We start from the raw sequence: 24,498 nt of genomic DNA, 5'->3' as shown, positions 1-24,498 counted from the left end.
TTCAAACTAATAAAAGTATGAAACTTACATTAAAAATATGGCGTCAAAAAAACGCCCAAGATAAAGGAGCAATGGTCGATTATCAAATCGACGGAATTGAGCCAGACATGTCATTCCTTGAAATGCTTGATGTTTTCAATCAAGATTTAATGAGTAAAGGTGGCGAACCAGTTGCATTTGACCACGATTGTCGCGAAGGAATCTGCGGAATGTGTTCTTTGTACATCAATGGTGAAGCACACGGACCAGATAGAGGAGTAACGACTTGTCAGTTACACATGCGTATGTTTAAGGATGGTGATACGATTACAATCGAGCCTTTCCGTGCAGCTGCATTTCCAGTAATCAAAGATTTAGTAGTCAACAGAAGTGCTTTTGATAGAATTCAGCACGCTGGTGGATTTATATCGGTAAACACTTCAGGGAATACCATCGATGCAAATGCAATTCCAATTAAAAAGGAAGATGCTGATAATGCATTTGATGCGGCTGCTTGTATTGGTTGCGGAGCTTGTGTCGCTACTTGTAAAAACTCATCTGCAATGTTATTTGTTGCTGCTAAAGTTTCTCAGTATGCACTTTTACCACAAGGTAGACTTGAAGCTACAGATCGTGTGTTAAACATGGTAGCACAAATGGATACTGAAGGTTTTGGTAACTGTACTAATACTGGAGCTTGTGAAGTAGAATGTCCAAAAGGAATTTCTTTAGAAAATATTGCTCGTATGAACAGAGAATATTTATCAGCAAGTTTGAAAGGATAATTTTCCATATATTCTTTGTCAGTTCGAGCGTAATCGAGAACATGCAGAGAATTTACATTATAAAAAACGCATTCATTTATTTGAATGCGTTTTTTTTATTTAATTTATTCAGATATCTTTAGTCTTTCCATCCCCAAGGTGCCGAAGGAGTTGGAACTGTTTTTGTTAAATCGAATTTTACTGTAAAAAGTCGATCAGACCCAATTCTTCTTAAATTATAAGTAAATGAAGTTTCGTCTAAAGTAATCCACCAAACATTAGCAGCGGCATTTGGAAGTAAATCACACGTTTTTTGATCTGCCGGAAAAAACTGGAGTGTTGATGAACCAGAATTAGTTGTTGTTCCGCCATATTGGGTAATTTTATCTTCGGATCCATCTTCATGACGGTGATCGTGTTTGAGTTCGATTCGGTCGTTTTTATACGTTAACACCCAAGTTCTACTTTTATCATCTGCTACAAAAAATGGAATTCGAATTGTGTTTTTATCGCAATTACGAACGTGCATCACTAGTTTTTTATTACGAAAAGCATCGTTGTCAGTTCCTTCTGTTACTTGGCCTTCAAAAGATTTTCCACATTGTTGTTGTAAATTTTTCCAAAATTGTTTTGCTCCTGATTTCTCTTGGCTAAATGCAAAAATAGAGAAAAGTATTGTGCATAAAACGAGTGTCTTTTTCATGTCTTTTTTTGCTAATATAAGGAACATAAAGTACTGTTATTATACTTAATTTTATGAAAAAATAAAAAGATGCAAGTTGTACTAATTCAAGCTCCTTTGGTTTGGGAAAATCCAAAATTAAATCGCGATTATTTTGAAGAGAGAATTAATGCTATCTCTGAAAATGTCGATCTTATTGTGCTTCCGGAAATGTTTACAACCGGATTTACAATGAATCCTAGTACTGTTTCGGAGACTATGCAAGGCGAAACGGTTTTGTGGATGCAATCTTTGGCGAAAGCCAGAAATAGCGCTATAACGGGAAGTATTATTGTCGAGGAAAAAGGTAATTTCTATAATAGAATGCTATTTGTATTTCCTTTGGGTGAAATACAGCATTATGATAAAAGACATTTGTTTACGCTTGCTGGCGAAGAAAAGGTGTATACCGCTGGAACTCAAAAATTAATTGTTGAATATCTAGGTTGGAAAATATGTCCTCTGGTTTGTTATGATTTGCGTTTTCCTGTTTTTTCTAGAAATGTGGAAGAGTATGATTTACTGATTTATGTAGCAAGTTGGCCAAAAGTTAGGACATCTGCTTGGGATGCTTTATTGAAAGCAAGAGCAATTGAAAACGTAAGTTATGTAGTTGGAGTCAACAGAACAGGTGAAGATGCGAGTGGACATAATTATATTGGTCATTCTCAAGTGTTGGATTACTTAGGAGATTACGTAGTAGTTCCACAAGAAGAGGAAGTTGCTTTTAGTGTAAAATTGGATAAAACAAAGTTGATTGAAATGCGTAAAAAGTTTTCATTTCTAAATGACAGAGATGTTTTTGAACTTAAAAACTAAAGTTCTACTTTTTCATATTGTCTGTTTTCTTTTTTACTTCTGGTGAATAAGGTATGCTCAAATCAAAAACTTGCTCAACATCCCAATTGGCTCTAACGTCAATTTCCTTTGAAAAATAAATTACTTCTTCAGAATAACGTTTCTCTAGATAGTTTCCTGAATCGTAAATTTTATTTTTATTATCGTCATAAATAGCTCTCAATGTGAATTGTGTAGGTTCTAAAAGATTAAAATCTATTGTTGTATTGCTTTCCGTATATTCTGAGGCTAAAACTTCTCCTTTAGCATTAGTTAGTTCTATGATTACAGGGAATTGTTTGACATTCTCCAGTTTTATTTTGAGATTCCCATAATCAGAAGCGTTTTGAGTATTTACTTTATAGGATAAAGTGTCGTTTGTTTTGTCAAAAAAATCAGTTAAACCACCGGGTAAAATTGAGAATGTATATTTTTCTGATGGTTCTTTTTTAAAGTCAAAAAATATTTTTTGATTGAATTCGTCATATTCAGTTGTAAAAGCAACAGCAACAGAGTCTTTGTTAATCAATTTTATTTTTGATTTGTCAAATTTCACTATTGGCGTGGCGGTTTCTAGCGTAAATCGATTTCTAAAATGCAATATTCCGGTATAGGCAGGTGTAATGCTTAAGGTATCTTTTTTTTGATCTTTAATTTTAAATTTAAAGTCAGTTGTATATTTTTCTTTGCTAACCGATAAGGCTAAGGAATCTACTTTTAGAGGTTTAAACCATATTTGAAGAGAATCTTTTTTAGGAAATTGAGTAACAACTGTTGTTAGAATTTCGTTGTTGTTTTTCAAAATTAACTTTGGTCTGGTATTCGCTAAAATCATATTCCCTTCATAACCCATGATAAGTCTGTTTCCAGATGCTTGTGTGGGTTTAAAAGCTTTAAAAGGTAAGGCTTCTTTGAATAACTCTAATTCGTATAGGGTATCATTTGGAACTGTGATGTATTGCTTATAAAAACCAATTTTATCTGTTTTTGGATTGTATTTATTATTGTTGTTTACATCTTTCATTGCCACAAGAAGGTATTTTCCAGACTTTAAATTTTCTAAGCGAAAGGTTTTTAGGCTATCTAATGTATTGGTTACATATCTTGGAGTTTCTTTGTAAACAACAGAATCTTTAAAAGTATCGTTAACTTCGTAAAGCATTACCGATACAAATGGTTCTATTTCTTTGTCATAGGCACTTTTGATCTTTCCGCCAAGGCTTAAGGAATCAACATAAGCGCCTGTAGAGAACACATATTTGAATTGGTTTAATGGATTCCCTTCGTTGTTATCAGCGATACTTTGTCCAAAATTAAAACTATAAGTCGTATTGGGTTGTAAGGTGTCTTTTATTTTTATAGTAATGTATTTACTTGCCGTAGTTGGAAGAATCAACGGCTCGTTTTTCATTGGAGGTGAAATAATTAGTTGTTTGTTTAAATTTTTTAATTTAATATTTTCATCAAATACTAACTTAATTTGATCTCCTTTGAAGTTGGTGTTAAAGTTTTCTGGAAAACTCATTTTTAAGACAGGAGCAATGGTGTCTTTTAAGCCTCCAGTGATAGAGCCTCTTTTGGCACAGCCAATAACTATGAAAAGGAATAATAAAGAGACGTATTTTAAATTGTTTTTCAACATATCAAATCAAATTAGAATCTACAAAATAACAATTATAATTAATGTGATTCCAGTTTTTATAAAATTATTATGAAGGATTTAGTTTAGCTTCCTTTTTTAAGAGCGCTGTTTTTTTGTATTTAATGTTTATTTTTACATTAATAAATAGGCGTAGTAGTAATAAGTAAATTTCTTTCGTACTGCGCTACAATCTATTCAATATATAAAAAATGAGAAAAATAGAACACATTGGTATTGCTGTTAAGGATTTAGAAGTATCGAATTTAGTTTTCGAAAAACTTTTTGGCGTTCCAGCCTATAAATTTGAAGAAGTACAAAGCGAGGGAGTAACTACATCTTTCTTTATGAATGGTCCCAATAAAATTGAGCTTTTGGCGGCTACTAGTACAGAAAGTCCCATTGCTAAGTTTTTAGAGAAAAAAGGAGAGGGAATCCATCACATCGCTTTCGATGTTGAAGATATAGTTTCAGAAATTAATCGGTTGAAAGGAGAAGGATTTATTGTACTGAATGAAGTTCCTAAAAAAGGAGCGGATAATAAGCTGGTTGCCTTCTTGCATCCTAAAAGTACAAATGGAGTGTTAATTGAATTGTGTCAAGAAATAAAATAAATCTGTTTTTAGATTTGTGAGTATTCTTCTAGCATTCAGTTAGTTTGAATTTAGAAGTTTTTAATTAGTGAATTTTATTAAAATCTAATTAAAAAAAAGTTGTAACAAATCAAAAATAGTAGTAATATTGCAAACTCTAAACCGGTCCTATAGCTCAGCTGGTTAGAGCACCTGACTCATAATCAGGTGGTCCCTGGTTCGAGCCCAGGTGGGACCACAGTTTAAAATCAAGCCCTTACAGCAATGTAAGGGCTTTTTATTTGCGCTTATTAGATTCGCAAATGGTTATAAAGAGTATTTTTGTAATTATTGTTTTTTTTTGTTAAAAGTAAATGCTTAATTTGTAGCGAATTAATTTTAATTAAAATCTTCTTGTAAAAAGAGTATTTTGTTATTTACAAGTCATGAAAATCACTAAAAAAATCATAGGAAGTTTGCTGGTATTCTTTATGGGGATTATGAGTATGGTTGCTGAGACGCCGCCTCAGCCTATGAGAGGATTACAACCACCACCACCACCACCACCACCACCTGGACTTTCTATTGATAATAATATTTATATATTACTTATAATCACTTTATTCTTTGGAGCTTATATTGTATATGAAAGTAAATTTAAAAAAAAAACTCCAATTTAATTTGGAGTTTTTTTTTTAAAAAAAATATTATGTTTCTACTTATTACTGTATAATCGACTTACATATTTTCCGATTACATCGAATTCTAAATTTATTTTGGTGTCTACTTCGAAGGATTTAAAGTTTGTGTGCTCGTGTGTGTAAGGAATTATCGCGACACTAAATTGGTTTTTCTTTGAATTTACCACTGTTAAGCTAACGCCGTTTACAGTAATTGAGCCTTTCTCAATGGTAATGTTATTAAGTGTTTCGTCGTATTCAAAACTATAAAGCCAACTTCCATTGGTTTCTTCTGCTAGTATGCAGGTACCTATTTGGTCCACATGCCCTTGAACTATATGTCCGTCAAGTCGGTCGCCTAGTTTCATGGCTCTCTCAAGATTCACGCTGTCGCCAACTTTCCAAGAACCTAAGTTTGTTTTTTTTATTGTCTCATCAATTGCAGTTACGGTGTAGGAGTTGTTTTTTATGGCTACAACAGTAAGGCAGATTCCGTTATGAGCAACACTTTGATCAATCTGAAGTTCGCTTGTAATTGAGGAATCCATTGTGATGTGTACGTTGGTGTTCTCTTTTTTTATTTCTTGGATAGTGCCAAGCGTTTCTATAATTCCTGTAAACATTTCTTGTTTTATTTTACTAAATTTGCACTTCAAAATTAGCAATAAATAACGGTATGTCATGATGAAAAAAGCAGAAAATATAATCGTAGGAATTTCTATAGGGGATTTAAACGGTATTGGAAGCGAGGTTGTTTTAAAAACATTTGAGGATACTCGTATGTTAGAGTTGTGTACTCCGGTGATATTTGCGAATGTAAAGCTATTGTCGTTTGTTAAAAAAGGGTTTCAATCGACCTCTTTATTGCATGGAATTGACAAATTAGATCAGATCGTTGTTGGTAAAATTAATGTCCTTAATCTTTGGAGAGAAGGCGTAGACTTAAAGCTAGGAGAAAATGACCCAAAAGCAGGAGAATATGCTATAAAGTCGTTTGTAGCAGCAACCAAAGCTTTAAAAGAAGGACTTGTAGACGTTTTGGTTACAGCACCAATAAATAAATATAATGTGCAGTCGGATGAGTTTAAGTTTCCAGGACATACTGATTATTTAGATCAAGAACTAGAGGGAAATGCGCTGATGTTGATGGTTCAAGATAATCTAAGAGTTGGTTTATTAACCGATCACATTCCTTTAAACGAGGTGGCTTCTCATCTTACAGAAGAATTAATTAGAAAAAAAATTGAAACGGTTAAGTTGTCATTAATACAAGATTTTAGTATCAACAAGCCAAAAATTGCCGTTTTAGGTTTAAATCCTCATTGTGGAGATGGCGGGGTTATCGGAACAGAAGACGATTTAATTATAAAGCCTGCTTTGAAAAAATTATTTGATAAAGGAACTTTGGTTTTCGGTCCTTTTGCGGCGGATGGTTTTTTTGGTAGCAATCAATATGAGAAATACGATGCTGTTATAGCTACGTATCATGATCAAGGATTGATTCCTTTTAAGACATTGTCGTTTGGTAATGGCGTAAATTACACAGCTGGTTTAAATAAAATTAGAACTTCGCCAGATCACGGTACTGCTTATGATATTGCTGGAAAAGGAATTGCGGACTATAACTCCTTTAAAGAAGCGGTATATCTGGCATTGGATATTTATAATTCCAGAAATCAGTATGCCGAAATCAGTCAAAAACCACTAAAAACAAAAGAAAAGTAGTTGTGAACAAAAAAAAGTGAATAAGATTATTAGATTTGCAATAATTTTATATCTTTGCACTCCCGAAGTTTAAGGTCAAAATGTTGTGGAAATGAAGAATACTAAAGAATATTTAATTCCTTTTATAGGATTAAAGCCAGGAAAACATCATTTTGAGTATCAAATAAATAATGCGTTCTTTGAAATCTTTGATTATAATGAATATCAAAATTCAGATATCAAAGTAAACGTAGTTTTAGAGAAAAAAAGTACGCTGTTAGAATTGGCTTTTGAGCATAAAGGGGTTGTAAATGTACCTTGCGATCTAACAAGCGAAGATTTTGATTTGCCGATAAAAGGCAAGATGAAGTTAATTGTTCGTTTTGGCGAAGAATTTAACAATGAAAATGAAGAATTATTGATTTTGCCTCATGGAGAATTTGAGATAGACGTTGCTCAATATATTTATGAAATGATTGTATTGTCGGTGCCTTTAAGAAGAGTTCATCCTGGCGTAAAAGACGGAACTTTAAAAACCGAAGCTTTGACGAAACTCAATGAGTTAGCCGTAAAAGAAGTAAGCATAGAAGAAGATAATAAAGAAGAAGAAAATATAGACCCACGTTGGGACAAATTAAAGCAACTATTAACGGATAAATAATATAGTAAAATGGCACATCCTAAGAGAAAAATCTCCAAAACAAGAAGAGATAAGAGAAGAACACATTACAAAGCTACTGTAGCTCAAATCGCTACATGTCCTATCACTGGAGAGGCGCATTTGTATCACAGAGCTTACTGGCATGAAGGTAAAATGTACTACAGAGGGCAAGTTGTTATAGATAAATCTGTAGCTGTTGCTTAATACATTTTGCAAATAATATTCGAACTCTCACATCGTGAGAGTTTTTTTGTTCTTTATGATTTTTGTTAAATATGAAGTTTCAAGTCATAGAAAACGGAATTTTTTTTGTAATTTTCAAGTCTTTTAAAAATTTTCAAATGGCAGCATTTGACTAGAAATAAATTGCACACAATGAATAAAATCACAGCCGCAATTACCGCTGTTGGAGCCTATGTTCCTGACTTTGTACTTACTAACAAAGCGCTCGAAGTAATGGTGGATACCAATGACGAATGGATTACCTCTCGTACAGGAATAAAAGAAAGAAGAATTCTTAAGGATGATAGTAAGGGAACTTCATTTTTAGCTATAAAAGCAGCTCAAGATTTATTAGCCAAAGCTAATATTGATCCGCTTGAAATAGACTTGCTAATAATGGCAACTGCAACACCAGATATGCCCGTTGCTGCAACAGGAGTTTATGTAGCTACTGAAATCGGAGCTACAAACGCTTTTGCTTACGATTTACAAGCAGCTTGTTCTAGTTTCTTATTCGGTATGTCAACGGCTGCTGCGTATATAGAGTCTGGAAGATATAAAAAAGTACTTTTAATTGGTGCTGATAAAATGTCATCTATTGTAGATTATACCGATCGATCAACTTGTATCATTTTTGGTGATGGAGCAGGAGCAGTATTGTTTGAGCCCAATTACGAAGGATTAGGACTGCAAGATGAATACCTTCGAAGTGATGGAATAGGTAGAGATTTTTTGAAAATTGATGCAGGTGGTTCACTTAATCCAACCACTTTAGAAACAATAAAAGAGAACAGACACAATATTATTCAAGACGGTAAAACTGTTTTTAAATATGCTGTAACAAACATGGCAGATTCTAGTGAATTGATTCTGAAAAGAAATAATTTAACTAATGAAAATGTTGACTGGTTAATTCCTCATCAAGCTAATAAACGTATTATCGATGCTACAGCAAACCGAATGAATCTAGAAGATTCAAAGGTGCTAATGAATATTGAGAAATACGGAAATACAACCTCAGCTACATTACCATTAGTACTGAGCGATTTCGAACATGTATTTAAAAAAGGAGATACATTAATTTTTGCTGCCTTTGGTGGTGGTTTCACTTGGGGTTCTATTTATCTAAAATGGGCTTACGATAAAAAATAAATTTAAACTAAAAACAAATAATCATGGATTTAAAAGAAATTCAAAATCTAATTAAGTTTGTAGCAAATTCAGGAGTTGCAGAGGTTAAGTTAGAGATGGATGATGTAAAAATCACTATTAGAACAACCTTAGAAGGTAATGTAACAGAGACTACTTATGTACAGCAAATGCCAGCTCAAGCAACACTTCAGCAAGCAGTAGCGCCTCAAGCAGTTGCTCCAGTAGCAGCGGCAGAAGCGCCAGTAGCAGAAAACTCTCATTACATCACTATAAAATCTCCAATTATTGGAACTTTTTATAGAAAACCATCTCCAGATAAACCAATGTTTGTTGAAGTAGGTAAAACAATCGCTCAAGGAGATGTTCTTTGTGTAATTGAAGCAATGAAATTATTCAACGAAATTGAATCTGAAATTTCTGGTAAAATTGTTAAAATTTTAGTAGATGATATGTCACCAGTTGAATTTGACCAACCTTTATTCTTAGTAGATCCATCATAACATTTTTAGATTCCAAATTTCCAAATTCCAATGTTGGAGGTTTGGAATTTATTATTTGAATTTTAAATTAAAAAAAGATGTTTAAAAAAATATTAATTGCAAATAGAGGCGAGATTGCATTACGTATCATTAGAACTTGCAAGGAAATGGGTATTAAAACAGTAGCTGTTTATTCTACTGCTGATGCTGAAAGTTTACATGTAAAGTTTGCTGACGAAGCAGTTTGTATTGGTCCACCTCCAAGTAATTTATCTTACTTGAAGATGTCAAATATAATTGCGGCTGCTGAAATTACAAATGCTGATGCAATACATCCAGGATACGGTTTTCTATCTGAAAATGCAAAGTTTTCTAAAATTTGTCAAGAACACGGGATCAAATTTATTGGAGCTTCTCCAGAAATGATTGATAGAATGGGAGATAAGGCTTCTGCTAAATCTACTATGATTGAGGCAGGTGTTCCTTGTGTTCCTGGTTCGGTTGGGATTTTAGAATCGTACGAGGAAGCTTTAAAATTATCTAAAGAGTTTGGTTTTCCAGTAATGCTAAAAGCTACGGCTGGAGGTGGTGGAAAAGGGATGCGTGCCGTTTGGAAGGAAGAAGAATTATTAAAAGCTTGGGAAAGTGCTCGTCAAGAGTCTGCTGCAGCTTTTGGTAATGATGGTATGTATTTAGAAAAATTAATTGAAGAGCCTAGACATATAGAAATTCAAGTTGTAGGTGATTCTTACGGTAAAGCCTGTCACCTTTCTGAAAGAGATTGTTCTGTTCAGAGACGTCATCAAAAATTGACTGAGGAAACACCTTCACCATTTATGACGGATGAATTACGTCAAAAAATGGGTGCAGCGGCTGTAAAAGCAGCAGAATTTATTAAATATGAAGGAGCTGGTACTGTAGAATTTTTGGTAGATAAACACCGTAACTTCTATTTCATGGAGATGAATACGCGTATTCAAGTGGAGCATCCAATTACAGAACAAGTTATAGATTATGACTTGATTCGTGAGCAAATTATGGTTGCTGCTGGAGTTCCAATTACTGGTAAGAATTATTTACCTAAATTACATGCAATCGAATGCAGAATAAATGCTGAAGATCCCTATAATGATTTCCGTCCCTCTCCAGGAAAAATTACTACACTTCATATGCCAGGAGGTCACGGAGTACGTTTAGATACTCACGTGTATTCAGGATATACTATTCCGCCAAATTATGATTCTATGATTGCCAAGTTGATTACAACAGCGCAAACTCGTGAAGAAGCGATTAGTAAAATGAGAAGAGCATTAGATGAATTCGTAATAGAAGGTATAAAAACTACTATTCCTTTTCATAGACAGTTAATGGATGATCCTCGCTATATCGCAGGTGATTACACAACTGCATTTATGGATACTTTTAAAATGAACGATCCAGAATAAAAAATATATTTTATTTATAAAGACCTTACAGCAATGTAAGGTCTTTTTTTTTGATTTTTTTTTAGATGAATGGTTTTGATTTGTGTAAAATTTACCCAAGTTCTTAATCCTTTTACCCAATTTATACATATTAGTTATAAACTATAAATTATTAAAATGCTGTATTATAGGTTTTTATGGTGTTGTTGCTTAGCTATTTATATTTGGTATGATTATTCTATTAACCTAAACAATATAACTAGTAAATAATTTAAAACATATATATCATGAAAAAATTAATCTTATCAGCAGCAATCGTTTTAGGAAGTTTATCAACTTATGCAGGGAATGTTCAAAACGAGATAGAAATTGTAAAAACAGTAACTATCCAAGAAGAATATAAAGAAGTAAAATTAGAAGAGGTTCCGGTAGCGATCAAAGAAGCATTAAAAGTTGCTTTTCCTGATGCTATTTTAAATAAAGCATTTATTAATGAAAAAAAGGAATATAAATTAGACGTTACAGTTGGTGAAAAAACAGGAAATCTTTTTGCTGATGAAACTGGAAAATGGATTCAAAAATAAACATAGAAATTAATAATTAAAATATATATCATGAAAAAATTAATCTTATCAGCAGCAATCGTTTTAGGAAGTTTATCTACATATGCAGGAACTATTCAAAACAATACAGAAATTGTAAAAACAATAACGATTCAGGAAGAATATAAGGAAGTTAAATTAGAAGAGGTTCCGGTAGCGATCAAAGAAGCATTAAAGGTTGCTTTTCCTGATGCCATTTTAAATAAAGCATTTATTAATGAAAAAAAGGAATACAAATTAGACGTTACAGTTGGTGAAAAAACAGGAAACCTTTTCGCAGATGAAACCGGAAAATGGATTCAAAAATAAACACAGAAAATAATAATTTAAAGATAAATACTATGAAAAAGTTAATCTTATCAGCAGCAATTATTTTAGGAAGTTTGTCAGCTCATGCAATAAATGTTCCTTTAAATGACACTAAAAATCAATCTTCATTAGTTCAAGAAAGATATATTGAAGTAGAAAAAGTTCCAGAAGCAGTGCAAAAAGCATTAGAAGTTGCCCATCCAGGTGCAGTTCTTGGAAAAGCTTATATCAATGAAAAACAAGAATACAAACTAGAAATCACAGTTAAAGACCAGAAAGCTACTGTTTATGCAGATGCTAATGGGAACTGGATAAATAAGTAATTGGAGATTTATTTATTGCAAAGAGAGACTATTTTTATAGTCTCTCTTTTTTTTGCAAAAAATTAGCACAATACAATTTAAATAACTTTATTTTAGCATCAAAAGTGAAACCTAATGGCTAGAATTTTATTGATTGAGGATGATGTGCCTTTTTGCAAATTATTAGAAAAGTTTCTGATAAAAAAATCTTTTGAGATAGTCACGGCTTTTTCAGGATCAGAAGCGAAAATTAAAATAAAAGATACTGATTTTGATCTTATTATGACAGATTTGAGACTTCCTGATTATGATGGAATTGAACTTATGGCTGAGATTAAAACTATTAATCCCAATGTTCCTATTTTACTTATGACTGGCTATTCAGATGTGAGCACGGCAGTCAAAGCGATCAAAAATGGTGCAACAGATTATATTTCTAAACCATTTAATCCCGAAGAAGTACTTTTAGTTATTACAAATGCGCTTGCTCAGGAATCAATTGTTATTGACGATCCAACTATAGTTTCAAAAACTGTTAAAAAAATAACTGTACAAAAGGAAAGTAGTTTTATACAAGGAATATCCGCTGCATCACTTAAGCTAGCTGAATATATTAAACTAGTTAGCCCAACAAATATGTCGGTGCTTGTTATTGGTGAAAGCGGAACCGGTAAAGAGGTGATTGCAAAAAGTATTCATAAAAATAGTGCTAGAAAAAACAGCAATTTTATAGCAGTCGATTGTGGTTCGATTCCTAAAGAATTGGCAGCAAGTGAGTTTTTTGGTCATGTAAAAGGATCATTTACTGGGGCTATTCAAGATAAAATTGGTTTTTTTGAAGCGGCAAATGGCGGGACTATTTTTTTAGATGAGATTGGTAATTTATCTTATGAAAATCAAATTCAGCTTTTGAGAGCTTTACAAGAACGCAAAATAAAACCGGTTGGTAGCAATAAAGAAATAGCTGTAGACATTAGAATTATTACTGCTACAAATGAAGATTTGCGAGAAGCAGTCAAGAATGGCGATTTTAGAGAAGATTTGTATCATAGAATAAATGAATTTTCGATTCATTCTCCTTCTCTTCTAGAACGAAGTGAGGATTTAATGTTGTTTTCCGATTTTTTCCTTGAAAAATCTAATCAGGAATTAAACAAAAATGTAATTGGTTTTTCTGAAGAAGTCATGTCAATTTTTCAAAATTACAGATGGCCTGGAAATTTAAGAGAACTTCAAAACTGTATCAAGAGAGCAACCTTACTATCTCCAGATGATTTTATCGAAAAAGAGGTACTTCCTGTTGAATTTTTTCAGCAAGAGAAAATTGAAACAACTGATTTTTCTTTATCAGAAAATGAAAGAGAAGCGATAGTAGAAGCCTTAAATCGAACCAATCACAATAAAACAGAAGCTGCTAAGCTGTTGAAAATTAATAGAAAAACATTGTATAATAAATTAAAGCTCTACGGAATCAATTAGTTTTATCTTTTTGTATTAGTTTAAAAAGAACTTCAATTTTACTTTTTAAAGTGCTAATTTTACTTTTTAATTCAGCTAAGTTTTCGTCTTTTAATTCTAATTCATCTAAAATTGCACTAATCTCAAAAGCTTTAATTTGCTTAAACATCGGATTCATTTTGTGCGCTATGTTTTTAATTTCTTGAAAATTAACAGCCAGTATTGCTTCCTCTAATAAAAATAAATTTTCCTTAGCGTCAATCATAAAAGATTGTAAAATTTCTTCTAAAGCATTTTTATCATCTGATAGAAATGCTTTTAATGCCTTTAATGAATACCCTTTATTGTGGTTTTTAGAGGAGTTTGTAGTGGCAAATTCTTTCGGAATCACCGTATTATTTAGGATTGCTTTTATAGTAGTAAGTATGGTTTTTGGGGTGTACGGTTTGCGAATAACAGTCGTGAATCCTGCTTGTTTATAATAATCTAAATCTAAATCGCCTCTTCCTGTAACTGCAAAAACAGGTTGGTTTTCATATTCTGTGTAAGACTTATTCTGTAGTTCTTTTAAAAATGAAAAACCATCCATCACTGGCATTTGAATATCTGTAATTATAAAATCGAATGCATTTTTTTCTATCCACAAAAGTGCCTCTGTGGCTTTATCGAAAGGGAATATTATAAAATCATTCTGTCTCAAAACTTCTGTGGTTAATTGCAACAAGCTTTGATCATCATCAATAATAACGGCTCTATATTGTGTTTTATCAATAGAGGAAAGGTTTTCTTCTATAGCGGTATTGTCAAACACTAAAGGAAGTTGGATTGTAAAAGTACTTCCTTTGCCTATTTCGCTTTCTAAACTTAAAGCTCCACCTAATATAGCAGCCATTTTTTTAGAAATAGTAAGTCCTAATCCTGTTCCGCCATATTTTTTTTCTATTTTTTCATCCGCTTGAGTAAACTCTTCAAAAACTAATTGTTGACTCTTTTCATCTATTCCAATTCCAGAATCTTTAATTGATAGGGTTAATGTTTGAGTCCCTAAATTTACTTTTCCATCAATTTTAATAAATCCTTTTTCAGTAAATTTAAACGCATTTCCGATAATGTTGGAGAGTATTTGTCTTAGTCGAAACGGATCTCCAATAATTTTTTGCTGTAATTTTTCGTCAATCGTGATACTTAAATCAATGGGTTTTTGTGAATAAACAGCTTGAATGCTGCTCGCTAACTCATTTATTACATCTGCTAATGAAAAAGGAACGGTGTCAATAGTAATTTTGCCTGCTTCAATTTGTGTAAAATCTAATAAGTCTTGAACCAATTTTGAGATATAACTAGAAGATCCTTTTATGTTCTTAGTAAAATGCTGTTGTTTGGTGTTTAATTCGGAATTTCCTAGCAATTCTGTATAGCCTATAATCGTACTTAAAGGTGTTTTTAAATCATGACTTACCGTCGATATAAGTTGCTCTCTACTAGTCAGTAGTTTTTTAGCTTTTAGATTAGCCATTTCTAATTGCGTTTTATAAGACTGCGTTTTAGAAAAATCGCTTATGATTAAAATTAGGAAGAATAAGGTCAATAATAAACCAATTGCGGCAGCAGTAGTCACTATTTGATTGGTTTTTTTTAATGATTTTTCACGTGCTAAGTAACTTGAAGTAGTGTTTAAGATAATTTCTCGTTCTATTATACCAAATACTTTACGCAGTTGGTCCGAGATGAGAATTTCGTTCTGGATCAGTTTAGTTTCTTCTGAGTTTAAGCGTTTTTTCTTGTTGGCAGTTTCTTTTTTTACTTCATTCAGCAACATTTTCGACACGCTTACAATAGAGTCTGACTCTTTTTTTGTTAGCGTATTGGTACTGTCATCAGGGATGTTTTGATTCAGATAATCAACGTATTTTTTGAGAACGTTACGCTCGTAATTTGCCATAGATGCAGGAGATTTTACAAAATCTTCCATTTGTAATTTTCGCATCGAGGACTGAATTTTGGTTAAATCAGTTATGGCATTGCTTACTGCATTTTCATCTTCACTTTTGCTCTTTATCGTTTTTAACTCTTGTATGTTTTTTATTTTTCTGGTCAATAATAATTGTACACTGTCTAATAGTGTTTTCTGGTATTCCGTAGAGACGATCGTCTTTAGAGAATCAATATCTGTTTGGAGAGTCTTAGTTTTTAAGACATATTTATCAAAATCCTTATTTGATTCTGATTGAATGGCAATTCGGGCTAAGCTTTCCGTTTTGTATAAGTCAGACAAGATGGTGCTGACTTTTAACAGAGAACTATTTTTGTTGCTAAATCTTTTTTCATTTTTAGAAAAATTTTGGTTTTCCGTGTACAGAAACCAACCTACACTTCCAAAAAGAAGTACCAACAGAAGGTAGCTAATAAAAACTTTTAGCGGAATGTAACTTTTTTTGTTCTCCATTTTTCAAAGATAAAAATTTGAATAAGCATTCAAGTTAAGATATTCAAAATATTTAAGGCAATAAAAAACCCCACTAAAAAGTGAGGTTTTATTTATTTAAAAAAAAATGCTATTACAAAGTTTCTTTTAGCCATTTGTAAAACTCTTTTTGCCAAACTTGAGCATTTTGTGGTTTTAAAACCCAGTGATTCTCCTCAGGGAAATACAAAAATCTACTTTTTATTCCGCGCAATTGTGCTGCTTGAAAAGCCTCTTGAGATTGTCCAATTGCTACTCGGAAATCTTTTCCTCCTTGTATGATTAAGATTGGAGTGTTCCACTTATCTACATGATTAATCGGGTTGAATTCGTTGTAAGCTTTTTGAGCAATAGCATTGTCTTTTTCCCAATACGCTCCGCCAAAATCCCAATTATTAAAGAATACTTCTTCGGTAATTCCAAACATACTTTGTGTGTTAAAAATCCCATCATGAGCAATAAATGTTTTAAAACGATTGTTGTGAATTCCAGCTAAATAAAAAGCAGAATAACCACCATAACTAGCACCAACACATCCAAGACGATTGGCATCTACATATTTTTCTTTGGCAACATCATCAATCGCGGCTAGATAGTCCTGCATAACTTGTCCGCCCCAGTCTTTACTAATTTGCTCATTCCACTCGACACCATGACCTTGCATTCCGCGACGATTTGGTGCCACAACTACATACCCGTTTGCGGCCATCAACTGAAAATTCCAACGGAAAGAATAGCTTTGCGTTAAGGGAGATTGCGGTCCTCCTTGACAATATAAAAGTGTAGGATATTTTTTAGTAGCATCAAAATTAGGAGGAAGAATAACCCAAACTAACATTTTTTTACCATCTGTTGTAGTCACATATCTTCTTTCGGTTTTGCTTAACGCCAAAGAATTGTAAGTACTCGTGTTGACGTTAGATAATTGTTTCCAGTTTTTTTTCTTTAAATCATAAGAAAAAATTTCTGCAGCATGATTCATATCTGTTCTAGTTACAATCACTTTATCACCAGAGAAACCAACGATTGCATTCACATCAAAATCACCATTTGTAATTTGGCGAACTGTAATTGCAATTCTCGTTACTCCGGGAAAGTTAACCTCAAATAATTGTTTTGTTCCGTCAATTGGCGCTACAAAATAGATTTTGCTTCCGTCTTTACTCCACATAAAACTATCTACTGTTCCGTCCCAATTGGCAGTTAGATTCATTTTCATGCCTTTAAAACTAACAATTAAATCATTTTTGTCCGCTTCATAACCATCTCTTTTCATTTGCAACCAAGTCAAATTTCCAGTAGGTGAGAATTGTGGCGCCATATCATAACCTAGATTTCCCTCGGTTCTGTTTGTCGTTTTTCCAGTTTCTAGGTTGTACTCATATATGTCGGTATTGGTAGAAGTTGCATACTGCGTTCCCGCTTTTTTCTTTGAAACATAAAGAATGTTTTTGCTGTCTGGAGACCAAATGTAGTCTTCGTCGCCACCAAATGGTTTTTGTGGACTATTGAAATTTTCCCCTTTTAGAACATCAATGCCAATTGCACCTTCCTTATTCTCTTTGTAAAAAACATGATTAAATGTTCCGTCGTTCCAAGTATCCCAATGACGATAATCTAATCCGTCATAGATTTGAGCATCTGATTTTTGTAAATCGGGATAAAAATCTTTTCCGTGAACTTTGTCTATTTTTACTTCTTCGTTATAAACAATATTTTTTCCGTCTGGAGAAATGTTTTTATCTTTTAGAAGTGTTTTTGTTTCCTTTACTTCAGTTGGAGTTCCTCCGTTTATTGGTAAAGTGTACATTTTAGTTTCTGATTTGTTTTCAGCAACAGAGGGGAAAGTGACTTGATAAACAATGTTTTTACCATCGTTTGAAAGTCCTAAAGGATTTACCCTTCCTAGTTTCCAAAGTAATTCCGGCGTCATTACGTTTTGCGCCACTGCGTTTAAACTCATCATTATTAAGGGAATTAATAGTAATTTTTTCATTTTATTAGTTGTTTTATTTCGAACCATAAAAATAGCCAATTTATTTTGATCTTTCTCGCTTTATACTAATGCTTTTTAGCCCCGATAGTAGTGTAAATCCTTTGTTTTTTGTTTGAAAAAAAAACAAAGATTGCAACGGATAGCGGGATTAGCTCCTGAAAATTATTATTTTTATAAAAACATTTAGGCATGGATTTGAGTTATTGGGAGTTGAAAAACTGGTTTACAAACGTTGATTATACAGTTGTTGGCAGTGGAATTGTGGGTTTACATGCTGCGTTGCGCTTGCGCGAAAGATTTCCAGAGAGTAAAATATTAGTTTTAGAAAAAGGAGTTTTGCCACAAGGAGCGAGTACCAAAAATGCTGGTTTTGCCTGTTTTGGTAGTATTTCTGAAATTATTGATGATTTAGAGACCCATTCGGAGCAAGAGGTAATTGATCTTATTAAAAAACGTTGGGAAGGACTGCAATTGTTAAGAAAAAGACTCGGCGACACTGCTTTGGATTTTAAATCCTATGGAGGCTATGAGCTTTTTCTAAAAGAAGCGGAGTCTGCATATGCAGAATGTATTGAAAAGCTCCCTTTTATTAATGGTGTTTTAAAACCGCTTTTTAAGGCAGCTGTTTTTGCTAAAGAAGAGAATCGTTTTGGATTTTCGGGTATTCAGCAACATTTAGTTTTTAATCCTTTTGAAGCACAGATTGATACTGGTAATATGATGCAGGCCTTATTGAAAAATGCAGTTTCAGCAAATATTTTGATTTTAAATCAACAAACAGTAACGGGATATTTAGATAAAGGAAATGAGGTAGAGGTTGCTTTGGGAGACTTTTCTTTTAGAACCCAGAAATTATTGTTTGCGACAAATGGTTTTGCTAATACGCTAACCAATGCCGCAGTAATTCCTGCTAGAGCGCAAGTTTTAATAACAGAACCAATACCTGATTTAGTTATAAAAGGTACTTTTCATTTGGATAAAGGGTATTATTATTTTAGAAATATTGGTAATCGTATTTTACTTGGTGGCGGAAGAAACTTAAATTTTGAGGCAGAAAAAACTACTGTATTTGGACATACAGAAATTGTGCAAAAAAAATTGGAACAGTTATTAAAAGAAGTAATTTTGCCGAACCAAAAATTTAAAATCGCCCATCGCTGGAGTGGTATAATGGGTATTGGTGCACGCAAGAATCCTATTGTTTCTCAATTATCAGATAACGTATATTGCGGAGTCCGATTAGGAGGAATGGGAGTGGCAATAGGAAGTTTAGTAGGAACAGAATTAGCAGATTTAATATAATGGCAAGAAAAACAACGTCTAAAAAAACAAAACAACCCGTCAAAAAAAAGGAAGATACTTCATTTACGAGTAAAATTTCTCGTTTTTTATTTAAAGCACTTTTATGGTTTTTTGGTATTTCCCTGTTTTTCGTGGTACTTTATAAGTTTGTTCCCGTTCCTTTTACACCATTAATGGTTATTCGCGCAATAGAAAATAAAACGGCAGGGAATGAAGTTTACTTTAGTCATGATTGGGAACCACTTAAGAATATCTCTGATAATCTTCAAAAAGCCGTTATAGCTAGTGAAGACGGAACTTTTTTGAAGCATAATGGTTTTGATTTTGGTGCCATGCATAAAGCATATAAAAGTAACGAAAGAGGTCGCAGAATAAAAGGAGGAAGCACCATATCGCAACAAACCGCTAAAAATGTTTTTTTATGGCAAGGACGTAGTTATCTCCGTAAAGGGTTAGAAGCTTATTTTACGGTTTTAATAGAAATTATTTGGGGTAAAGAACGCATTATGGAGGTATATTTAAATAGTATCGAAATGGGTGATGGTGTTTATGGAGCTCAAGCTGCGGCAGAACATTGGTATCGAAAAGATGCCGCTAATCTAACTCCAATTCAAGCGGCTGGAATCGCTGCGATTTTGCCAAATCCTAGAAAGTTTAAGGCTACAAGTTCCTCTTCTTATATTAATAATAGAAAAACTAAGATTGTTCGCATTATGAGACAAGTTGGAACAGTTAAATATTAGTATCTAGAAAAGAATCAATAAAAAAATTGTAGTAAGAATAAAATAAAGTATTGTTGTACAATTGTAGTATTCTATTTTTTCTAGTTCTTTTTTTAAACAAATAAAACCCCATTATTGGGGTTTTATTTGTTTAATCTATTGTGTTTTGGTTAGAATTCTATTAGTAATCAGTATTGTTTTTTAAATAATTTAAGCTACTAATTTTTCTTTAGTAATTCTATCTACAATTAGCGCAATTGCTCCATCTCCTGTAACATTACAGGCGGTACCAAAACTATCCATTGCAATATATAGTGCGATCATTAAACCAATCATCTCTTCGCTGAAACCCAACATCGATTGTAATATTCCAACAGCAGCCATAATTGCTCCTCCAGGAACTCCAGGCGCAGCAACCATAGCGATTCCTAACATAAATATAAAACCGGAAAAGAGAGCGAAGTCAAACGGCATTCCCTGCAAAATCATTAGTGCTATCGCACAAGCTGTGATTTTCATTGTACTTCCAGACAAATGTATGGTTGCGCATAAAGGAATGACAAACCCTGCTATTTTTTCAGAAACTCCATTTTTTATTGTTTGCTCTAATGAAACAGGAATAGTAGCTGCAGAGGATTGTGTTCCTAGTGCTGTGAAATATGCAGGCAACATTGTTAGTAATAATTTGAAAGGATTCTTTTTTGTTACTACCCCAGCAATGGTGAATTGTAGCAGTAATAAGACAATGTGTAATGCAAAAATAACACCGATGATATTGAGAAAAACGGAGAGAATTGAGAATACTTTTCCGCTAAAGGACATGCTTGCAAATATGCCTAATATAAATAAGGGTAATAAAGGAACAATTACATTTTCTATTAGCTGCATGATGATTTTTTCGAAATCCTTTACGACTAATTTTAAGCTTGACTTCTCTTGATAGGAAAGTCCTAATCCGATTACAAAGGCAAAAACTAAAGCCGTCATCACATCTAAAGCAGGTGGAATTGAAATTGTAAAGTAAGGAGTTAATTCTAATGTTGAATTTCCGATTACAGCAACATTATTAACATGAGATTCTAAAAGTTGTGGAAAAAAATCAGATACAACAAAATAAGTCATAAAACCTGAAAATAAAGTTGAGCCATAAGCAATAGCAGCAGTAAGTAAAAGCAGTTTGCCAGCACCTTTTCCTAAATCTGAGATTGAAGGCATTATCAATCCCATTATGATTAATGGAATGGCAAAATTTAAAAACTGTCCAAAAAAGGCATTAAAAGTGGTGAAAATTCTATTTACAGATTCCGGAAGATAGAGACCAAAAACTATTCCCAGCACAATGGCAATAAAAACTTTAAACAATAGATTAGAGAATAAATTTTTCATACTATAGATAGATTTGTAAAACTATAAAAGTCTTATGCGGTTTATTTTTTAAGTTTGCGAATATACTGCCAATGTTGCGAATTTGCCACTTAAGTATCCATTTTCTTCAAGGAGTACTATTATAAATGCGCACTTAAAGCTGATTTTTGAATTTTTAATATTTAGAATAAATCAATTATTTCTGTTAAAAACTAATTTATTGTTTGTTACTTTAATAATTATAATTAATTTATGCTTAGAAAATTATTTAGTAATAATATCCTCTAGCTTTTAAAATATTTTTTAGTTTTAATCTAATATTATACTATATTTGTGGGAAATTGGGGGATTAGCTCATTTGGCTAGAGTGCTTGCCTGGCAGGCAAGAGGTGATCGGTTCGAATCCGATATTCTCCACCACCAAGAGAATGAAAGGCTTTGCAGTTTTGCAGAGCCTTTTTTATTTTGTGTTTTAGAAGCCTTGTTTTATACTGTTTTTAATTCTTTCCAAATACACATATTCCTCTTGATAATTGTATTTTTACATTCAAAAAAAAATTGATATGTCGTCACAAAGTCCTATTGGTTCTCTTAATACAACCATCGAAAATAAAATAGCAATCATCACATTTGGTCATCCTTCGAGTAATTCTTTTCCTAGAGAATTGCTAGATAGGCTTACGTCTGAATTTAATAATTTAAGTAATAATTCTTTAGTTTCAGTTATAGTTTTACAAAGTGAGGGTAAAGGTGCTTTTTGTGCAGGAGCTTCTTTTGACGAACTTTTAGCAGTTTCTAATGAAGCAGAAGGAACTCAGTTTTTTTCTGGATTTGCTCATTTAATCAATGCTATGCGATCGTGTTCTAAACTTATAATTGGGCGCATCCATGGTAAAGCAGTTGGTGGAGGTGTTGGTATAGCTTGCGCTTGCGACTATACTTTGGCTACAAATAATGCTTCTATAAAACTTTCTGAGTTGGCAATAGGAATTGGTCCATTTGTTATAGAACCTGCTGTTTCTAGAAAAATAGGTAAAAATGCCATGTCAGAAATGACTTTGGCAGCGCAAGACTGGAAATCGGCTCAATGGGCTTTTAGCAAAGGATTGTATGCAGGGATTTTTGAAACTGATTTGGAGCTTGACGCTGCAGTTGTTGATTTTAGTTCAAAATTATCAAGCTATAATCCTGATGCATTACTAGAAATGAAAAAAGTTTTGTGGGAAGGAACTCAACATTGGTCAATACTTCTTATAGAACGTGCTGCAATTTCGGGTAGATTAGTTCTTTCTGATTTTACTATAAAAGCGTTACTACAATTCAAAAAATAACTCATGATCACAATTCTAACACTTGTTCAAAAAGTAAACATAGAAGAAAAGTTAAAAAATGCCACAGACAACGGCTATCAAATAGGGGTTGTTATAGGTTCTCTTATTCCTTTTGTGGTTCTAGTTTTGTTAGCCTATTGGATGTATACGAGTGCAAAAAAAAGAGACAAAGAACTTTAATTATTCACTAAATTTGCATTAAAATAAAAGTCTGATGAGCAATATAAGAATTACCAAACAATTTAGTTTTGAGACCGGACATGCCTTATATGGTTATGACGGGAAATGTAAAAATGTTCACGGGCATAGTTATAAGCTATCTGTTACTGTAATAGGATCTCCAATTACCGATCGTTCTAATGTTAAATTTGGAATGGTCATTGACTTTACCGATTTGAAAAAAATTGTGAAAGAAGAAATTGTAGATCAATTTGATCATGCAACTGTTTTTAACGGAACAACGCCACACGTAGAATTAGCTAACGAATTAATTACTCGTGGTCATCATGTTATTTTGGTCGATTACCAACCAACGAGCGAGAATATGGTTGTTGATTTTTCAAAAAGAATCATCAATAGATTGCCAGATGGAATAGCTCTTTTTTCCTTAAAATTGCAAGAAACAGATTCTTCTTTTGCTGAATGGTATGCTTCTGATAATGTGAAATCTACACTATAAATTCATGCAATTAACTCCAAATAAAAAAATATATTTTGCTTCAGATCAACACTTTGGTGCGCCAACTCCAGAATTGAGTTTTCCTCGAGAACAAAAATTTGTAGCTTGGCTTGACGAAGTAAAACGAGACGCAGAAGCTATTTTTATTTTGGGAGATTTGTTCGATTTTTGGTTTGAATATAAAACGGTTGTTCCCAAAGGATTTATTCGTGTTTTGGGAAAACTAGCCGAAATTAGAGACAGTGGAATTCCTATATACTTCTTCGTTGGCAATCATGATTTATGGATGGAGGATTATTTTCAAAAAGAATTGAATATCCCTGTTTTTCATGACAATCAAGAATATACGTTTGGAAATAAAACATTCCTAATCGGTCATGGTGACGGAAAAGGTCCAGGAGATTTAGGATATAAACGCATGAAAAAGGTATTTACAAATCCTTTTTTTAAATGGCTTTTTCGTTGGGTTCATCCCGATATTGGTGTTCGTTTAGCGCAATATCTATCGGTTAAAAATAAGTTAATTTCTGGCGATGAAGACGTAACTTTTCTAGGTGAAGAGAACGAATGGCTTATTTTGTATTCAAAGCGAAAATTAGAAACCAAACATTATAATTACCTTGTTTTTGGTCATCGTCATTTACCGATGAAACTTTCGGTAGGCGAAAATGCTGAATATGTTAATCTTGGTGACTGGATTAGCTATTTTACCTACGGTGTTTTTGATGGTGAGAATTTTGAAATCAAAAAATACGATAACTAATTCATTCCTACGCCATACAAATAATCATCAAGATTTATTTTAAATAAAGTACCTTCAACAAGATCTTTAAGCTTGTCTAATTCTTGCATTGTAACTGCTAAGTCAATTTGTGAAAAAGGTGTTTTCAATAAAAATTTGTAGCATTTGCTTTTTAGTTCGCAATCTGCACATTCGCTATTTACACTATAGCTTTCTATAATACATTCTTTAAATTGTTCGATTTCTAATTTATTACAGTAGAATCCCATTTCTTTAAAGACCAATTGCACTTTATCAACGATGACTTTGTTTTCTTTTCTCCAGTAGAAAGAAGTTCCAAAATCATTTATATAAATCTGTTTTATCGTTTGCATTTCAAAAAATATTTGAAG

The 24,498-nt window shown here is 32.8% G+C and carries 27 protein-coding genes and 2 tRNA genes; 22 read left to right on the top strand and 7 right to left on the bottom strand.

Annotated elements, in window-relative coordinates; genetic code table 11:
* The first annotated feature begins 17 nt into the window (after window positions 1–17).
* On the top strand, window positions 18–764 hold the full coding sequence (locus H2650_RS01815) for a succinate dehydrogenase/fumarate reductase iron-sulfur subunit (protein WP_188049050.1): 747 nt from the start codon (window positions 18–20) through the stop codon (window positions 762–764).
* 118 nt (window positions 765–882) lie between these two features.
* Here the strand turns inward: H2650_RS01815 and H2650_RS01810 are convergent, their stop codons facing one another.
* On the bottom strand, window positions 883–1,446 hold the full coding sequence (locus tag H2650_RS01810) for a hypothetical protein (RefSeq protein WP_188049049.1): 564 nt from the start codon (window positions 1,444–1,446) through the stop codon (window positions 883–885).
* 69 nt (window positions 1,447–1,515) lie between these two features.
* Here H2650_RS01810 and H2650_RS01805 point away from each other — a divergent pair, with 69 nt between their 5' ends.
* Window positions 1,516–2,283: an amidohydrolase gene (locus H2650_RS01805; RefSeq protein ID WP_188049048.1), complete on the top strand. Its 768-nt coding sequence runs from the start codon at window positions 1,516–1,518 to the stop codon at window positions 2,281–2,283.
* Window positions 2,284–2,287: 4 nt separating this feature from the next.
* Here H2650_RS01805 and H2650_RS01800 read toward each other — a convergent pair whose 3' ends face one another.
* Window positions 2,288–3,943, bottom strand: coding sequence for an Ig-like domain-containing protein (locus H2650_RS01800; RefSeq protein ID WP_188049047.1), 1,656 nt, complete (start codon window positions 3,941–3,943; stop codon window positions 2,288–2,290).
* 209 nt (window positions 3,944–4,152) lie between these two features.
* Here H2650_RS01800 and mce point away from each other — a divergent pair, with 209 nt between their 5' ends.
* The 3 genes from mce to H2650_RS01785 all read left to right on the top strand — a co-directional run bounded on the left by mce (window position 4,153) and on the right by H2650_RS01785 (window position 5,192).
* The gene (mce, locus tag H2650_RS01795) at window positions 4,153–4,554 is read left to right on the top strand and encodes a methylmalonyl-CoA epimerase (RefSeq protein ID WP_188049046.1); all 402 of its coding nucleotides are present in this window, start codon (window positions 4,153–4,155) and stop codon (window positions 4,552–4,554) included.
* A gap of 143 nt (window positions 4,555–4,697) precedes the next feature.
* Window positions 4,698–4,771, top strand: a tRNA-Ile gene (locus tag H2650_RS01790).
* Window positions 4,772–4,958: 187 nt separating this feature from the next.
* Window positions 4,959–5,192: a hypothetical protein gene (locus tag H2650_RS01785; RefSeq protein WP_188049045.1), complete on the top strand. Its 234-nt coding sequence runs from the start codon at window positions 4,959–4,961 to the stop codon at window positions 5,190–5,192.
* Window positions 5,193–5,227: 35 nt separating this feature from the next.
* Here H2650_RS01785 and H2650_RS01780 read toward each other — a convergent pair whose 3' ends face one another.
* Window positions 5,228–5,815, bottom strand: a complete 588-nt coding sequence (locus H2650_RS01780; protein ID WP_188049044.1) for a riboflavin synthase — start codon at window positions 5,813–5,815, stop codon at window positions 5,228–5,230.
* A 58-nt stretch (window positions 5,816–5,873) separates the two neighbouring features.
* Here H2650_RS01780 and pdxA point away from each other — a divergent pair, with 58 nt between their 5' ends.
* The 10 genes from pdxA to H2650_RS01730 all read left to right on the top strand — a co-directional run bounded on the left by pdxA (window position 5,874) and on the right by H2650_RS01730 (window position 13,526).
* A complete protein-coding gene (gene pdxA / locus H2650_RS01775) occupies window positions 5,874–6,917 on the top strand; it encodes a 4-hydroxythreonine-4-phosphate dehydrogenase PdxA (RefSeq protein ID WP_188049043.1) in 1,044 nt (347 codons plus the stop codon).
* 91 nt (window positions 6,918–7,008) lie between these two features.
* Window positions 7,009–7,557 carry a DUF177 domain-containing protein gene (locus H2650_RS01770; RefSeq protein WP_188049042.1) on the top strand — a complete coding sequence of 183 codons (549 nt, stop codon included), beginning with the start codon at window positions 7,009–7,011 and terminating at the stop codon, window positions 7,555–7,557.
* 9 nt (window positions 7,558–7,566) lie between these two features.
* Window positions 7,567–7,761: a 50S ribosomal protein L32 gene (gene rpmF, locus H2650_RS01765; protein WP_007137315.1), complete on the top strand. Its 195-nt coding sequence runs from the start codon at window positions 7,567–7,569 to the stop codon at window positions 7,759–7,761.
* A 171-nt stretch (window positions 7,762–7,932) separates the two neighbouring features.
* On the top strand, window positions 7,933–8,931 hold the full coding sequence (locus tag H2650_RS01760; RefSeq protein WP_188049041.1) for a beta-ketoacyl-ACP synthase III: 999 nt from the start codon (window positions 7,933–7,935) through the stop codon (window positions 8,929–8,931).
* 23 nt (window positions 8,932–8,954) lie between these two features.
* Entirely contained in the window at window positions 8,955–9,431 is a 477-nt protein-coding gene (accB, locus tag H2650_RS01755; protein ID WP_188049040.1) for an acetyl-CoA carboxylase biotin carboxyl carrier protein, read from the top strand.
* Between the two features lie 77 nt (window positions 9,432–9,508).
* Window positions 9,509–10,855 carry an acetyl-CoA carboxylase biotin carboxylase subunit gene (gene accC, locus H2650_RS01750; protein ID WP_188049039.1) on the top strand — a complete coding sequence of 449 codons (1,347 nt, stop codon included), beginning with the start codon at window positions 9,509–9,511 and terminating at the stop codon, window positions 10,853–10,855.
* Between the two features lie 266 nt (window positions 10,856–11,121).
* Entirely contained in the window at window positions 11,122–11,418 is a 297-nt protein-coding gene (locus H2650_RS01745; protein WP_188049038.1) for a hypothetical protein, read from the top strand.
* A gap of 30 nt (window positions 11,419–11,448) precedes the next feature.
* A complete protein-coding gene (locus H2650_RS01740; RefSeq protein ID WP_188049037.1) occupies window positions 11,449–11,745 on the top strand; it encodes a hypothetical protein in 297 nt (98 codons plus the stop codon).
* A 32-nt stretch (window positions 11,746–11,777) separates the two neighbouring features.
* A complete protein-coding gene (locus tag H2650_RS01735) occupies window positions 11,778–12,068 on the top strand; it encodes a hypothetical protein (protein WP_188049036.1) in 291 nt (96 codons plus the stop codon).
* 114 nt (window positions 12,069–12,182) lie between these two features.
* Complete coding sequence (locus H2650_RS01730; protein WP_188049035.1) at window positions 12,183–13,526, top strand: sigma-54 dependent transcriptional regulator; 1,344 nt, start codon at window positions 12,183–12,185, stop codon at window positions 13,524–13,526.
* Here the strand turns inward: H2650_RS01730 and H2650_RS01725 are convergent.
* Entirely contained in the window at window positions 13,519–15,951 is a 2,433-nt protein-coding gene (locus H2650_RS01725) for an ATP-binding protein (protein WP_188049034.1), read from the bottom strand. The two genes, H2650_RS01730 and H2650_RS01725, sit on opposite strands and share 8 nt — an antisense overlap.
* A 112-nt stretch (window positions 15,952–16,063) precedes the next feature.
* A complete protein-coding gene (locus H2650_RS01720) occupies window positions 16,064–17,965 on the bottom strand; it encodes a S9 family peptidase (RefSeq protein ID WP_188049033.1) in 1,902 nt (633 codons plus the stop codon).
* A 189-nt stretch (window positions 17,966–18,154) separates the two neighbouring features.
* On the opposite strand from H2650_RS01720, the gene H2650_RS01715 reads away from it, so the two are divergent.
* Window positions 18,155–19,267, top strand: coding sequence for an FAD-binding oxidoreductase (locus H2650_RS01715; protein WP_188049032.1), 1,113 nt, complete (start codon window positions 18,155–18,157; stop codon window positions 19,265–19,267).
* Window positions 19,267–20,010 (top strand): monofunctional biosynthetic peptidoglycan transglycosylase, encoded by a 744-nt coding sequence (gene mtgA, locus H2650_RS01710; RefSeq protein WP_188049031.1) that lies wholly within the window; start codon window positions 19,267–19,269, stop codon window positions 20,008–20,010. The genes H2650_RS01715 and mtgA overlap by 1 nt, the downstream gene beginning before the upstream one ends.
* A gap of 189 nt (window positions 20,011–20,199) precedes the next feature.
* On the opposite strand, the gene H2650_RS01705 is transcribed toward mtgA, so the two are convergent.
* On the bottom strand, window positions 20,200–21,375 hold the full coding sequence (locus tag H2650_RS01705; protein WP_188049030.1) for a dicarboxylate/amino acid:cation symporter: 1,176 nt from the start codon (window positions 21,373–21,375) through the stop codon (window positions 20,200–20,202).
* A 322-nt stretch (window positions 21,376–21,697) separates the two neighbouring features.
* On the opposite strand from H2650_RS01705, the gene H2650_RS01700 reads away from it, so the two are divergent.
* The 5 genes from H2650_RS01700 to H2650_RS01680 all read left to right on the top strand — a co-directional run bounded on the left by H2650_RS01700 (window position 21,698) and on the right by H2650_RS01680 (window position 24,127).
* A tRNA-Ala gene (locus H2650_RS01700) sits at window positions 21,698–21,774 on the top strand.
* A 143-nt stretch (window positions 21,775–21,917) separates the two neighbouring features.
* A complete protein-coding gene (locus H2650_RS01695) occupies window positions 21,918–22,685 on the top strand; it encodes an enoyl-CoA hydratase/isomerase family protein (RefSeq protein WP_188049029.1) in 768 nt (255 codons plus the stop codon).
* A 3-nt stretch (window positions 22,686–22,688) separates the two neighbouring features.
* Complete coding sequence (locus H2650_RS01690; protein WP_188049028.1) at window positions 22,689–22,865, top strand: hypothetical protein; 177 nt, start codon at window positions 22,689–22,691, stop codon at window positions 22,863–22,865.
* Window positions 22,866–22,899: 34 nt separating this feature from the next.
* Window positions 22,900–23,364, top strand: coding sequence for a 6-carboxytetrahydropterin synthase (locus H2650_RS01685; RefSeq protein WP_188049027.1), 465 nt, complete (start codon window positions 22,900–22,902; stop codon window positions 23,362–23,364).
* 4 nt (window positions 23,365–23,368) lie between these two features.
* Window positions 23,369–24,127, top strand: coding sequence for a UDP-2,3-diacylglucosamine diphosphatase (locus H2650_RS01680; RefSeq protein WP_188049026.1), 759 nt, complete (start codon window positions 23,369–23,371; stop codon window positions 24,125–24,127).
* Here H2650_RS01680 and H2650_RS01675 read toward each other — a convergent pair.
* Complete coding sequence (locus H2650_RS01675; protein WP_188049025.1) at window positions 24,124–24,480, bottom strand: hypothetical protein; 357 nt, start codon at window positions 24,478–24,480, stop codon at window positions 24,124–24,126. The two genes, H2650_RS01680 and H2650_RS01675, sit on opposite strands and share 4 nt — an antisense overlap.
* Window positions 24,481–24,498 lie beyond the last annotated feature (18 nt).

The organism is Flavobacterium sp. GP15, from assembly GCF_014281985.1.
Lineage (GTDB): Bacteria > Bacteroidota > Bacteroidia > Flavobacteriales > Flavobacteriaceae > Flavobacterium > Flavobacterium pygoscelis.
The sequence above is the reverse complement of the archived record's forward strand: the minus strand, read 5'-3'. Positions and strand labels throughout refer to the sequence as shown.

What these genes read in the sequence shown, in the direction of transcription:
- H2650_RS01815 (WP_188049050.1), top strand. Translation starts at nt 18, where the DNA reads ATGAAACTTACATTAAAAATATGGCGTCAAAAAAACGCCCAAGATAAA.
- H2650_RS01810 (WP_188049049.1), bottom strand. Translation starts at nt 1,446, where the DNA reads ATGAAAAAGACACTCGTTTTATGCACAATACTTTTCTCTATTTTTGCA.
- H2650_RS01805 (WP_188049048.1), top strand. Translation starts at nt 1,516, where the DNA reads ATGCAAGTTGTACTAATTCAAGCTCCTTTGGTTTGGGAAAATCCAAAA.
- H2650_RS01800 (WP_188049047.1), bottom strand. Translation starts at nt 3,943, where the DNA reads ATGTTGAAAAACAATTTAAAATACGTCTCTTTATTATTCCTTTTCATA.
- mce (WP_188049046.1), top strand. Translation starts at nt 4,153, where the DNA reads ATGAGAAAAATAGAACACATTGGTATTGCTGTTAAGGATTTAGAAGTA.
- H2650_RS01785 (WP_188049045.1), top strand. Translation starts at nt 4,959, where the DNA reads ATGAAAATCACTAAAAAAATCATAGGAAGTTTGCTGGTATTCTTTATG.
- H2650_RS01780 (WP_188049044.1), bottom strand. Translation starts at nt 5,815, where the DNA reads ATGTTTACAGGAATTATAGAAACGCTTGGCACTATCCAAGAAATAAAA.
- pdxA (WP_188049043.1), top strand. Translation starts at nt 5,874, where the DNA reads ATGATGAAAAAAGCAGAAAATATAATCGTAGGAATTTCTATAGGGGAT.
- H2650_RS01770 (WP_188049042.1), top strand. Translation starts at nt 7,009, where the DNA reads ATGAAGAATACTAAAGAATATTTAATTCCTTTTATAGGATTAAAGCCA.
- rpmF (WP_007137315.1), top strand. Translation starts at nt 7,567, where the DNA reads ATGGCACATCCTAAGAGAAAAATCTCCAAAACAAGAAGAGATAAGAGA.
- H2650_RS01760 (WP_188049041.1), top strand. Translation starts at nt 7,933, where the DNA reads ATGAATAAAATCACAGCCGCAATTACCGCTGTTGGAGCCTATGTTCCT.
- accB (WP_188049040.1), top strand. Translation starts at nt 8,955, where the DNA reads ATGGATTTAAAAGAAATTCAAAATCTAATTAAGTTTGTAGCAAATTCA.
- accC (WP_188049039.1), top strand. Translation starts at nt 9,509, where the DNA reads ATGTTTAAAAAAATATTAATTGCAAATAGAGGCGAGATTGCATTACGT.
- H2650_RS01745 (WP_188049038.1), top strand. Translation starts at nt 11,122, where the DNA reads ATGAAAAAATTAATCTTATCAGCAGCAATCGTTTTAGGAAGTTTATCA.
- H2650_RS01740 (WP_188049037.1), top strand. Translation starts at nt 11,449, where the DNA reads ATGAAAAAATTAATCTTATCAGCAGCAATCGTTTTAGGAAGTTTATCT.
- H2650_RS01735 (WP_188049036.1), top strand. Translation starts at nt 11,778, where the DNA reads ATGAAAAAGTTAATCTTATCAGCAGCAATTATTTTAGGAAGTTTGTCA.
- H2650_RS01730 (WP_188049035.1), top strand. Translation starts at nt 12,183, where the DNA reads ATGGCTAGAATTTTATTGATTGAGGATGATGTGCCTTTTTGCAAATTA.
- H2650_RS01725 (WP_188049034.1), bottom strand. Translation starts at nt 15,951, where the DNA reads ATGGAGAACAAAAAAAGTTACATTCCGCTAAAAGTTTTTATTAGCTAC.
- H2650_RS01720 (WP_188049033.1), bottom strand. Translation starts at nt 17,965, where the DNA reads ATGAAAAAATTACTATTAATTCCCTTAATAATGATGAGTTTAAACGCA.
- H2650_RS01715 (WP_188049032.1), top strand. Translation starts at nt 18,155, where the DNA reads ATGGATTTGAGTTATTGGGAGTTGAAAAACTGGTTTACAAACGTTGAT.
- mtgA (WP_188049031.1), top strand. Translation starts at nt 19,267, where the DNA reads ATGGCAAGAAAAACAACGTCTAAAAAAACAAAACAACCCGTCAAAAAA.
- H2650_RS01705 (WP_188049030.1), bottom strand. Translation starts at nt 21,375, where the DNA reads ATGAAAAATTTATTCTCTAATCTATTGTTTAAAGTTTTTATTGCCATT.
- H2650_RS01695 (WP_188049029.1), top strand. Translation starts at nt 21,918, where the DNA reads ATGTCGTCACAAAGTCCTATTGGTTCTCTTAATACAACCATCGAAAAT.
- H2650_RS01690 (WP_188049028.1), top strand. Translation starts at nt 22,689, where the DNA reads ATGATCACAATTCTAACACTTGTTCAAAAAGTAAACATAGAAGAAAAG.
- H2650_RS01685 (WP_188049027.1), top strand. Translation starts at nt 22,900, where the DNA reads ATGAGCAATATAAGAATTACCAAACAATTTAGTTTTGAGACCGGACAT.
- H2650_RS01680 (WP_188049026.1), top strand. Translation starts at nt 23,369, where the DNA reads ATGCAATTAACTCCAAATAAAAAAATATATTTTGCTTCAGATCAACAC.
- H2650_RS01675 (WP_188049025.1), bottom strand. Translation starts at nt 24,480, where the DNA reads ATGCAAACGATAAAACAGATTTATATAAATGATTTTGGAACTTCTTTC.